A 12,237-nucleotide genomic window follows, 5' to 3' on the forward strand; every position below is an offset into this window, starting at 1 on the left:
TTTTATTTGCTGATTTTTACCAGCGTACGGCCCTGGATCTGATTGTTAATAATGGCCTCGGCAAATTTATGTGCATCAGCCAGTGAAATCTCTTTTGCCGCCTGGGTATAGAATGATTCCGGTAAATCGGCAACCAGACGCTGCCAGGCTTGCGCACGGCGTGCTGGTGGCGTCATCACTGAATCCACCCCTTGCAAACGGACATTACGCAAAATAAATGGCATGACCGTGGTTGGCAGAGTAAAACCACCCGCCAGACCACAGGCCGCCACGCAGCCGCCGTAATTCATTTGCGCCAGCACTTTCGCCAGCACTTTGTCTCCGACAGTGTCAATCGCCCCGGCCCAAAGCTGTTTTTCCAGTGGACGGGATTCAGCAAATTCATCACGCGGCAGAATTCGGCTGGCACCTAAACTTTTCAGATATTCATGGGTACTTTCGCGACCGGAAACAGCAACCACCTGATAACCTAACTGATGCAACAGCGCCACGGCAGTACTACCAACGCCGCCGCTGGCGCCCGTTACCACAATCTCGCCATCTTGTGGACGAATACCGGCATCTTCCAGGGCCAGCACGCACAGCATGGCGGTAAACCCAGCAGTACCAATAATCATCGCTTTACGTGCGTCCAGACCTTGCGGCATGGCAACCAACCAGTCGCCTTTCACGCGTGCTTGTTCTGCCAGCCCGCCCCAATGATTTTCACCAACTCCCCAGCCCGTGAGTAACACTTCTTGACCAGTATGAAAACGAGGATCTTCACTGGCGCGTACGGTTCCGGCAAAGTCGATGCCAGGAATCATCGGAAAATTGCGGATTATTTTTCCTTTACCGGTTATTGCCAGCGCATCTTTATAATTCAGGCTCGACCAGTGGACATCGACCGTCACATCGCCTTCCGGCAGGCGACTTGCGTCCAGAGTCTGTACAGATGCGAGGGTTTTACCGTCCTGCTGTTCTAAAAGTAACGCCTGCATAAGAAGTCCTCATGTGCATGATGGATTGGAAAATAATTTCTGAAGACTATACTCGCTAATTGAAAAGCAAAGTCGATGAAGCGCAATAAATTGCGAGATAAATCTGATTTGCTAGTATGCCCGCTTCCTCACTATCGGAGTTAACACAAGGATGAGATTAACGACGAAATTTTCGGCCTTTGTCACGCTGCTCACCGGGTTAACGATCTTTGTGACTCTGATGGGCTGCTCGTTAAGTTTCTATAACGCGATTCAGTATAAGTTTAGCCATCGCGTTCAGGCGGTGGCGACGGCGATCGATACGCATCTGGTGTCGTCTGATTTCAGCTCGCTGAGGCCACAAATCAGTGAACTGATGATGTCAGCAGATATCGTTCGCGTGGACCTGTTACACAATAACAAACAGGTTTATACCCTTTCCCGCCAGGGGAGTTACCGTCCTGTTGGCACCAGCGATCTGTTTCGCGAACTGACCGTTCCGTTAGTTAAACATCCAGGAATGTCGTTACATCTGGTTTATCAGGACCCGATGGGAAACTATTTTCACTCGCTGATGACCACCGCGCCGCTCACTGGGGCAATTGGTTTTATCATTATTATGCTCTTCCTTGCAGTACGCTGGTTGCAGCGGCAACTTGCCGGGCAAGAACTACTGGAAACTCGCTCGGCGCGTATCTTAAACGGGGAGCGTGGGCCGAATGTGCTTGGCTCCATCTATGAATGGCCGCCAGGGACCAGCAGTGCGCTGGATATGCTGCTTTCAGAAATTCAGAATGCGCGTGAACAGCACAGCCGTCTTGATACGCTGATTCGCTCTTACGCCGCGCAGGACATCAAAACCGGCCTCAATAACCGTCTCTTTTTCGACAACCAGTTGGCTACATTACTGGAAGATCAAGAGAAGGTAGGGACTCACGGGATCGTGATGATGATCCGCCTACCTGATTTCAATATGTTGAGCGACACGTGGGGACACAGCCAGGCCGAAGAACAGCTCTTCACTCTGACGAATCTGCTGTCGACATTTATGATGCGCTATCCAGGCGCACTGCTGGCGCGCTATCACCGTAGCGATTTTGCCGCGCTGTTGCCGCATCGGACTTTAAAAGAGGCGGAGAGCATTGCCGGGCAGTTGATCAAAGCGGTTGATACCTTACCGAGCAATAAAATGCTCGATCGTGAAGATATGATTCATATCGGCATCTGCGCCTGGCGTAGCGGCCAGGAAACAGAACAAGTGATGGACCATGCCGAATCCGCCACGCGTAATGCGGGATTACAGGGTGGTAATAGCTGGGCGATTTACGATGACTCATTACCAGAAAAAGGGCGCGGCAACGTTCGCTGGCGTACGCTAATCGAACAAATGTTGAGTCGTGGTGGGCCCAGGCTTTATCAAAAACCTGCGGTCACCCGGGAGGGGCAGGTTCATCATCGCGAAATTATGTGCCGCATCTATGATGGTAATGAAGAGGTAAGCTCGGCGGAATATATGCCGATGGTGTTGCAGTTTGGTTTATCGGAAGAGTATGACCGCCTGCAAATCAGTCGTCTCATCCCGCTGTTACGCTATTGGCCGCAAGAAAATCTGGCGATTCAGGTGACCGTTGAGTCGTTGATCCGCCCGCGTTTCCAGCGTTGGCTGCGCGATACGTTGATGCAGTGTGAAAAATCGCAACGAAAACGCATAATTATTGAACTTGCAGAGGCTGATGTTGGTCAACATATCGGTCGCTTGCAACCTGTCATTCGTTTGGTGAATGCTTTAGGGGTTCGAGTTGCCGTTAACCAGGCTGGATTGACGCTGGTAAGTACCAGTTGGATCAAAGAACTTAATGTCGAATTACTCAAGCTTCATCCGGGGCTGGTAAGAAATATTGAGAAGCGAACGGAAAACCAATTGTTGGTTCAGAGCATGGTAGAAGCCTGTTCCGGGACCAACACCCAGGTTTACGCGACTGGCGTACGTTCGCGAAGCGAGTGGCAGACCCTGATTCAGCGCGGGGTTTTGGGTGGCCAGGGGGATTTTTTCGCGTCCTCACAGCCACTTGATACTAACGTGAAAAAATATTCACAAAGATACTCGGTTTAACCTGCCGTTTGATCCGTTTTCACGTAGAATAACGCGCGCTGCGTTTCGTGGGAGTGTGCTTATCTGCTCGCCAGATTGTTGCAGCACATATGCAGATGAATGACCTTACGCAGTTGCAAACAGGCGAGGAATGCTGTTGACGCATTTAGCCTTATCTGGACTCAGGCAGAGATTTGTAACAAAGGAAACGAACTGCACTAATTTTCACCGTAGCAGATGATTTTTGCGCCTTGTCGCTGCTGCGTGTGGTTGGTAAAGTAAGCGGATTTTCTTTTCCGCCCCAGCTTTCAGGATTATCCCTTAGTATGTTGAAAAAATTTCGTGGCATGTTTTCCAATGACTTGTCCATTGACTTGGGTACTGCGAATACCCTCATTTATGTAAAAGGACAAGGCATCGTATTGAATGAGCCTTCCGTTGTGGCCATTCGTCAGGATCGTGCCGGTTCACCAAAAAGCGTGGCTGCAGTTGGTCATGACGCGAAGCAGATGCTGGGCCGTACGCCGGGCAATATTGCTGCTATTCGCCCAATGAAAGATGGCGTAATCGCTGACTTCTTCGTGACTGAAAAAATGCTCCAGCACTTCATTAAGCAAGTGCACAGCAACAGCTTTATGCGCCCAAGCCCGCGCGTTCTGGTCTGTGTGCCGGTTGGCGCAACCCAGGTTGAACGCCGCGCAATTCGTGAATCCGCGCAGGGCGCTGGCGCCCGTGAAGTGTTCCTGATTGAAGAGCCGATGGCCGCAGCAATTGGCGCCGGTCTGCCGGTTTCTGAAGCGACCGGTTCCATGGTGGTTGATATCGGCGGTGGTACTACTGAAGTTGCCGTAATCTCGCTGAATGGCGTGGTTTACTCCTCTTCTGTACGCATCGGCGGTGACCGCTTCGACGAAGCCATTATCAACTATGTTCGTCGTAACTACGGTTCCTTGATCGGTGAAGCGACAGCAGAGCGTATTAAACACGAAATCGGTTCGGCTTATCCGGGCGATGAAGTGCGTGAAATTGAAGTTCGTGGTCGTAACCTGGCTGAAGGCGTTCCGCGCGGCTTTACGCTGAACTCCAACGAAATCCTCGAAGCGCTACAAGAGCCGCTGACCGGCATCGTTAGCGCAGTGATGGTTGCGCTGGAACAGTGTCCGCCGGAACTGGCTTCCGACATCTCTGAGCGCGGAATGGTGCTCACTGGCGGTGGCGCATTGCTGCGTAACCTTGACCGTTTATTAATGGAAGAAACCGGCATTCCAGTCGTTGTTGCTGAAGATCCGCTGACCTGTGTGGCGCGCGGTGGCGGCAAGGCGCTGGAAATGATCGACATGCACGGCGGCGACCTGTTCAGCGAAGAGTAATCGGATGCAGGCAGGGGAAGCGTTTGTTTATCCTGCCTGGTCTGATACGAGAATACGCATAACTTATGAAGCCAATTTTTAGCCGTGGCCCGTCGCTACAGATTCGCCTTATTCTGGCGGTGCTGGTGGCGCTCGGCATTATTATTGCCGACAGCCGCCTGGGGACTTTCAGTCAAATCCGTACCTATATGGATACCGCTGTCAGTCCTTTCTACTTTATTTCCAATGCTCCTCGTGAATTGCTGGATGGCGTATCGCAGACGCTGGCCTCGCGTGACCAACTAGAACTTGAAAACCGGGCGTTACGTCAGGAGTTGCTGCTGAAAAACAGCGATCTGCTGATGTTGGGACAATATAAACAGGAGAACGCGCGCTTGCGTGAGCTTCTGGGTTCTCCATTGCGTCAGGACGAGCAGAAGATGGTGACCCAGGTTATCTCTACTGTTAACGATCCGTACAGCGATCAGGTTGTTATTGACAAAGGCAGTGTCAACGGTGTTTACGAAGGCCAGCCAGTCATTAGCGATAAAGGCGTGGTCGGCCAGGTGGTGGCGGTCGCAAAACTGACCAGCCGCGTACTGCTGATCTGCGACGCGACCCATGCGCTGCCGATTCAGGTGCTGCGTAATGATATCCGCGTTATCGCGGCGGGTAATGGCTGTACTGATGATTTACAGCTTGAGCACCTGCCAGCGAATACTGATATTCGTGTTGGTGATGTATTGGTGACTTCAGGTCTGGGCGGTCGTTTCCCGGAAGGTTATCCGGTGGCGGTTGTCTCTTCCGTGAAACTCGATACCCAGCGCGCATATACCGTGATTCAGGCGCGTCCGACTGCGGGACTGCAACGTTTACGTTATCTGCTTCTGTTGTGGGGGGCGGATCGTAACGGGGCCAACCCGATGACGCCGGAAGAGGTGCATCGCGTTGCTAATGAACGCCTGATGCAAATGATGCCGCAGGTGTTGCCTTCGCCAGATGCAATGGGGCCAAAACTGCCTGAACCGGCAACGGGAATTACCCAGCCAAGCCCGCAGCAACCTGCAACAGGTACTGCCGCTGACCGCTCTCCACAAAGGGCTACGCCGCCGCAGAGTGGTACTCAACCACCTGCGCGTACGCCAGGAGGGCAATAGTGGCGAGCTATCGTAGCCAGGGGCGCTGGGTTATCTGGCTCTCTTTCCTCATTGCGTTATTACTGCAAATTATGCCCTGGCCGGATAATCTTATCGTTTTCCGGCCTAACTGGGTTTTGCTCATCTTATTGTATTGGAGCCTCGCCTTGCCCCATCGCGTAAATGTGGGCACAGGTTTTGTGATGGGTGCCATACTGGATCTGATCAGTGGCTCCACGCTCGGTGTACGGGCGTTATCGATGAGTATCATTGCTTATCTGGTCGCGCTGAAATTCCAGCTTTTCCGTAATCTGGCATTGTGGCAGCAGGCGCTGGTCGTCATGTTGCTTTCGTTGGTTGTGGATATTATTGTTTTCTGGGCAGAGTTTTTAGTGATCAACGTCTCTTTCAGACCGGAAGTGTTCTGGAGTAGTGTTGTCAATGGCGTGCTCTGGCCGTGGATTTTCATGCTGATGCGCAAAATTCGTCAGCAGTTTGCGGTGCAATAATAAAGGTTTCTATGACTTCTCTGTATTTAGCTTCCGGTTCTCCGCGTCGGCAGGAGTTACTTGCGCAACTTGGCGTTTCCTTCGAACGTATCGTTACGGGCATTGAGGAGCAACGCTTTCCGCAGGAGAGCGCGCAGCAATACGTTGTGCGTCTGGCGCGCGAGAAGGCTCAGGCGGGCGTCGCGCAAACGGCGCAGGATCTCCCTGTGTTGGGTGCGGATACCATTGTGATTCTGAACGGCGAAGTACTGGAGAAACCGCGTGATGCCGATCATGCGGTGCAGATGTTGCGCAAATTATCGGGACAGACTCATCAGGTAATGACGGCAGTGGCGTTGGCCGACAGTCAGCACATTCTCGATTGCCTGGTGGTCACCGATGTGACTTTCAGAACGTTAACAGATGAAGATATCGCGGGCTATGTCGCCAGCGGTGAACCGTTAGATAAAGCAGGTGCATACGGTATTCAGGGGCTTGGTGGTTGTTTTGTCAGGAAGATAAATGGCAGCTATCACGCCGTAGTCGGCTTACCGCTGGTTGAAACGTGTGAATTATTGAGTAATTTTAACGCACTGCGTGAGAAAAGGGATAAACATGACGGCTGAATTGTTGGTAAACGTAACGCCTTCGGAAACACGAGTGGCGTATATTGATGGCGGTATTCTGCAGGAAATTCATATTGAACGTGAGGCGCGACGCGGAATAGTAGGCAATATCTACAAGGGTCGTGTAAGTCGCGTACTTCCGGGTATGCAGGCGGCTTTTGTAGATATTGGGCTGGATAAAGCTGCGTTTCTACACGCTTCTGACATCATGCCGCACACCGAATGTGTGGCTGGTGAGGAACAAAAACAATTTACGGTGCGTGACATCTCGGAACTGGTCCGTCAGGGGCAAGATCTGATGGTACAGGTGGTGAAAGATCCGCTTGGTACCAAAGGCGCGCGCCTGACCACGGATATCACGCTGCCATCTCGCTATCTGGTGTTTATGCCAGGAGCGTCTCATGTTGGGGTTTCCCAACGTATCGAAAGTGAATCCGAACGTGAACGCCTGAAAAAAGTGGTCGCCGAGTATTGCGACGAGCAGGGCGGATTTATCATCCGTACCGCGGCAGAAGGTGTAGGCGAAGCTGAACTAGCCTCCGATGCCGCTTATCTGAAGCGTGTCTGGACCAAAGTCATGGAGCGTAAAAAGCGCCCACAGACGCGTTATCAACTGTACGGTGAACTGGCGCTGGCGCAGCGTGTGCTGCGTGATTTTGCCGATGCCGAGCTGGACCGCATTCGCGTTGATTCACGGCTGACTTACGAAGCATTACTTGAGTTCACTTCTGAGTACATTCCGGAAATGACCAGCAAGCTGGAGCATTACACGGGGCGCCAGCCGATTTTCGATCTCTTTGACGTCGAAAACGAGATTCAGCGGGCGCTGGAACGCAAAGTTGAGTTGAAGTCTGGCGGTTATCTGATTATCGACCAGACCGAAGCGATGACCACCGTGGACATCAATACCGGGGCGTTTGTCGGTCATCGCAATCTGGACGACACCATCTTCAATACTAATATTGAAGCGACGCAGGCCATTGCTCGCCAGTTACGGTTGCGTAACCTGGGCGGAATTATCATCATTGATTTCATCGACATGAATAATGAGGATCACCGTCGCCGCGTACTGCATTCGCTGGAACAGGCGCTGAGCAAAGACCGGGTGAAAACCAGCGTTAACGGCTTCTCGGCGCTGGGGCTGGTGGAAATGACGCGTAAACGCACCCGCGAAAGCATTGAGCACGTACTGTGTAACGAATGCCCAACTTGCCACGGTCGCGGAACGGTGAAAACCGTGGAAACGGTATGCTATGAAATCATGCGCGAGATTGTTCGCGTGCACCATGCTTACGACTCTGACCGTTTTCTGGTCTATGCTTCTCCGGCAGTTGCCGAGGCCTTGAAAGGCGAAGAGTCGCACTCGCTGGCGGAAGTGGAAATTTTTGTGGGTAAGCAGGTTAAAGTACAAATCGAACCGCTCTACAACCAGGAGCAGTTTGACGTCGTCATGATGTAAACAAATGCTGGGCCGCCATCCGGCAATGTTTTTTGAGTCACATTTTTAGCAGACAAGGAGTGACGGGTGAGGCGATTGCCGGGGATTTTACTGCTTACTGGAGCCGCGCTCGTTGTGATCGCTGCGCTGCTGGTCAGCGGCCTGCGTATTGCTTTGCCGCATCTTGATGCCTGGCGTCCAGAAATCCTCAATAAAATTGAATCCGCTACCGGTATGCCGGTAGAAGCCAGCCAGCTTTCCGCCAGCTGGCAGAATTTTGGCCCCACGCTTGAAGCGCGCGACATTCGCGCGGAGCTGAAAGATGGCGGTGAGTTTTCTGTCAAACGCGTCACTCTGGCGCTGGATGTCTGGCAGAGCCTGCTGCATATGCGCTGGCAGTTTCGCGATCTGACTTTCTGGCAACTGCGTTTCCGCACCAATACCCCTATCACCAGCGGTGGTGGTAATGATGGTCTGGAAGCCAGCCACATCAGCGACCTGTTTCTTCGTCAGTTTGATCACTTCGATCTTCGCGACAGCGAAGTCAGTTTCCTCACGCCATCCGGTCAGCGCGCCGAACTGGCGATCCCGCAACTCACCTGGCTTAACAATCCGCGCCGACACCGTGCGGAAGGTCAGGTAAGTCTCTCCAGCCTCACCGGGCAGCACGGCGTGATGCAAGTTCGTATGGATCTGCGTGATGACGAAGGGCTGTTAAGCAACGGCCGCGTCTGGTTGCAGGCTGATGATATTGACCTGAAGCCGTGGCTGGGTAAATGGATGCAGGACAACATTGCGCTGGAAACGGCGCAGTTCTCCCTCGAAGGCTGGATGACGATCGACAAAGGCGATGTAACCGGCGGTGACGTCTGGCTGAAACAGGGCGGTGCCAGCTGGTTGGGCGAGAAGCAAACGCATTCACTGGCGGTAGATAATCTCACCGCACACATTACGCGTGAACATCCCGGCTGGCAGTTTTCTATTCCCGATACCCGGATCACGATGGATGGCAAACGCTGGCCGAGTGGGGCATTGACGCTGGCCTGGATACCGGAACAGGATGTTGGCGGCAAAGACAATAAACGCAGTGACGAACTGCGGATTCGCGCCAGCAATCTGGAACTGGCGGGGCTGGAAGGTATTCGTCCGCTGGCAGCAAAACTTTCACCTGCGCTGGGCGATATCTGGCGGTCTACGCAACCGAGCGGCAAGATCAACACCCTGGCGCTGGATATCCCGCTTCAGGCAGCAGACAAAACTCGCTTTCAGGCATCGTGGAGCGATCTGGCCTGGAAGCAATGGAAATTACTGCCGGGCGCGGAACATTTCTCCGGGACGCTTTCCGGTAGTGTAGAAAATGGTTTACTGACCGCGTCCATGAAACAGGCGAAAATGCCTTACGAAACAGTTTTCCGCGCACCGCTGGAAATTGCTGACGGTAAGGCGACCCTAAGCTGGCTGAATAACGACAAAGGTTTCCAGCTTGATGGCCGCAACATAGATGTTAAAGCCAAAGCCGTCCATGCACGCGGCGGTTTCCGCTACCTGCAACCGACTAATGATGAACCCTGGCTGGGCATTCTGGCTGGTATCAGTACCGATGATGGTTCACAAGCGTGGCGCTATTTCCCGGAAAACTTGATGGGTAAAGATCTGGTTGATTACTTAAGTGGCGCAATTCAGGGCGGTGAAGCGGATAACGCGACGCTGGTTTATGGCGGCAATCCGCAACTCTTCCCCTATAAACACAACGAAGGTCAGTTTGAGGTGCTGGTGCCGCTGCGTAACGCGAAGTTTGCCTTCCAGCCGGACTGGCCAGCATTAACTAATCTCGATATTGAACTGGACTTCATAAACGACGGTTTATGGATGAAAACCGATGGCGTCAATCTGGGCGGCGTGCGTGCGAGTAATCTCACCGCAGTGATCCCTGACTACTCGAAAGAAAAATTGCTGATTGATGCTGACATTAAAGGTCCGGGCAAAGCTGTTGGTCCTTACTTTGATGAGACGCCGCTGAAAGACTCTCTGGGAGCAACCCTGCAAGAACTCCAGCTCGACGGCGATGTGAATGCTCGCTTACATCTCGATATCCCACTGAACGGCGAACTGGTTACAGCGAAAGGCGAAGTGACGCTGCGTAATAACAGTCTGTTTATCAAACCACTTGATAGCACACTGAAAAATTTGAGCGGCAAATTCAGCTTTATCAATGGCGATCTGCAAAGCGAACCACTGACAGCAAGCTGGTTTAATCAGCCACTGAACGTGGATTTTTCCACCAAAGAAGGGGCGAAAGCTACCAGGTCGCGGTGAATCTCAACGGTAACTGGCAGCCAGCGAAAACTGACGTTCTGCCTGAAGCGGTGAATGAAGCGTTAAGCGGCAGCGTGGCGTGGAATGGTAAAGTGGGCATTGAGCTGCCTTATCATGCTGGCGCAACGTATAACGTAGAACTGAACGGTGATCTGAAGAATGTGAGTAGTCACTTACCTTCGCCGTTAGCCAAACCCGCTGGCGAATCGCTGCCGGTTAACATCAAGGTCGATGGCAATCTCAATAGCTTTGAATTAACCGGACAGGCCGGCGCGGATAACCATTTCAACAGCCGCTGGTTGCTCGGTCAAAAGCTGACGCTCGATCGCGCTATTTGGGCGGCAGACAGTAAAACGCTTCCGCCGTTACCGGAACAAAGCGGTGTTGAGTTAAATATGCCACCGATGGATGGTGCCGAGTGGCTGGCGCTTTTCCAGAAAGGCGCGACGGATAAAGTCGGTAGTGCGGTGAGTTTTCCCCAGCACATTACGTTGCGTACGCCAGCGTTGTCGTTGGGAAATCAGCAATGGAATAACCTGAGTATTGTTTCGCAACCGATGGCAAATGGCACTCAGGTCGAGGCGCAAGGACGTGAAATCAACGCTACGCTGGCAATGCGCAATAACGCGCCGTGGCTGGCGACGATTAAATATCTCTATTACAACCCCAGCGTGGCGAAAACCAGTGGTGACTCCACGCCGTCGTCACCTTTCCCAACTACGGCGCGCATTAGCTTCCGTGGTTGGCCGGATGCGCAAATACGTTGCGCAGAGTGCTGGTTCTGGGGGCAAAAATTCGGTCGCATCGACAGCGATATCACCATTTCTGGCGATACGTTAACGTTGGCTAATGGACTGATTGATACCGGTTTCTCGCGGCTTACTGCCGAGGGTGAATGGGTTAACAATCCGGGGAATGAACGTACCTCGCTGAAAGGAAAATTACGCGGGCAGAAAATTGATGCCGCTGCTGAATTTTTTGGTGTCACGACGCCAATACGCCAGTCGTCATTTAATGTGGATTACGATTTACACTGGCGGAAAGCGCCGTGGCAGCCGGATGAGGCAACGTTGAATGGCATCATCCATACTCAACTGGGCAAAGGTGAAATTACCGACATCAGCACCGGACATGCCGGGCAATTGCTGCGCTTATTGAGCGTCGATGCTCTGATGCGTAAGCTGCGCTTTGATTTCAGGGATACCTTTGGCGAAGGTTTCTATTTTGACTCCATTCGCAGCACGGCGTGGATTAAAGACGGTGTTATGCACACTGATGACACGCTGGTGGATGGCCTGGAAGCGGATATCGCCATGAAAGGGTCGGTAAATCTGGTACGCCGCGATCTGAATATGGAGGCGGTTGTCGCACCAGAAATTTCCGCGACGGTGGGTGTGGCTGCGGCCTTTGCGGTTAACCCCATTGTCGGTGCGGCGGTGTTTGCTGCCAGTAAAGTGCTGGGGCCGCTGTGGAGCAAAGTCTCCATTTTGCGCTACCACATTTCTGGTCCGCTGGACGCTCCGCAAATCAACGAAGTATTGCGCCAACCGCGTAAAGAAAAAGCGCAATGATTTGACGATGGCGCGTAATTGCCCCAATCTCATTAGATAATCGTTGCCAAAGGCCAACGAGCCGGAACATAACCGCAGGTCGGATAAGGCGTTTACGCCGCATCCGGCAGCCGTTGCCTGATGCGACGCTGTGCGTCTTATCAGGCCTACAAACGGAACATAACCGCAGGCCGGATAAGGCGTTTACGCCGCATCCGGCAGCCGTTGCCTGATGCGACGCTGTGCGTCTTATCAGGCCTACAAACGGAACATAACCGTACGG

The 12,237-nt window shown here is 52.7% G+C and carries 7 protein-coding genes and 1 pseudogene; 7 read left to right on the forward strand and 1 reads right to left on the reverse strand.

Going from position 1 to position 12,237, the window contains the following annotated elements; all coding sequences use genetic code 11:
- Positions 1-2 precede the first annotated feature (2 nt).
- Positions 3-980, reverse strand: coding sequence for an acrylyl-CoA reductase (NADPH) (gene acuI / locus AACU94_RS23205; protein WP_135488698.1), 978 nt, complete (start codon positions 978-980; stop codon positions 3-5).
- A gap of 151 nt (positions 981-1,131) precedes the next feature.
- Between acuI and csrD the strand changes: the two genes are divergently transcribed.
- From csrD to yhdP, 7 genes and pseudogenes are all read left to right on the forward strand, one after another.
- Positions 1,132-3,072 carry an RNase E specificity factor CsrD gene (gene csrD, locus AACU94_RS23210; RefSeq protein ID WP_130219158.1) on the forward strand — a complete coding sequence of 647 codons (1,941 nt, stop codon included), beginning with the start codon at positions 1,132-1,134 and terminating at the stop codon, positions 3,070-3,072.
- Between the two features lie 305 nt (positions 3,073-3,377).
- Entirely contained in the window at positions 3,378-4,421 is a 1,044-nt protein-coding gene (gene mreB, locus AACU94_RS23215) for a rod shape-determining protein MreB (protein WP_000913396.1), read from the forward strand.
- A gap of 65 nt (positions 4,422-4,486) precedes the next feature.
- Complete coding sequence (gene mreC / locus AACU94_RS23220) at positions 4,487-5,557, forward strand: rod shape-determining protein MreC (RefSeq protein ID WP_130204516.1); 1,071 nt, start codon at positions 4,487-4,489, stop codon at positions 5,555-5,557.
- Complete coding sequence (mreD, locus tag AACU94_RS23225) at positions 5,557-6,045, forward strand: rod shape-determining protein MreD (RefSeq protein ID WP_130204518.1); 489 nt, start codon at positions 5,557-5,559, stop codon at positions 6,043-6,045. The genes mreC and mreD overlap by 1 nt, the downstream gene beginning before the upstream one ends.
- A gap of 11 nt (positions 6,046-6,056) precedes the next feature.
- Positions 6,057-6,650, forward strand: coding sequence for a nucleoside triphosphate pyrophosphatase YhdE (yhdE, locus tag AACU94_RS23230; protein WP_135403615.1), 594 nt, complete (start codon positions 6,057-6,059; stop codon positions 6,648-6,650).
- Positions 6,640-8,109, forward strand: a complete 1,470-nt coding sequence (rng, locus tag AACU94_RS23235) for a ribonuclease G (RefSeq protein WP_000123197.1) — start codon at positions 6,640-6,642, stop codon at positions 8,107-8,109. Before yhdE ends, rng begins: the two co-directional genes overlap by 11 nt.
- Positions 8,110-8,175: 66 nt before the next feature.
- Positions 8,176-11,975 (forward strand): annotated as a pseudogene (gene yhdP, locus AACU94_RS23240) (AsmA2 domain-containing protein YhdP).
- Positions 11,976-12,237: the final 262 nt, after the last annotated feature.

Source organism: Escherichia sp. E4702, from assembly GCF_963883545.1.
Classification (GTDB): domain Bacteria; phylum Pseudomonadota; class Gammaproteobacteria; order Enterobacterales; family Enterobacteriaceae; genus Escherichia.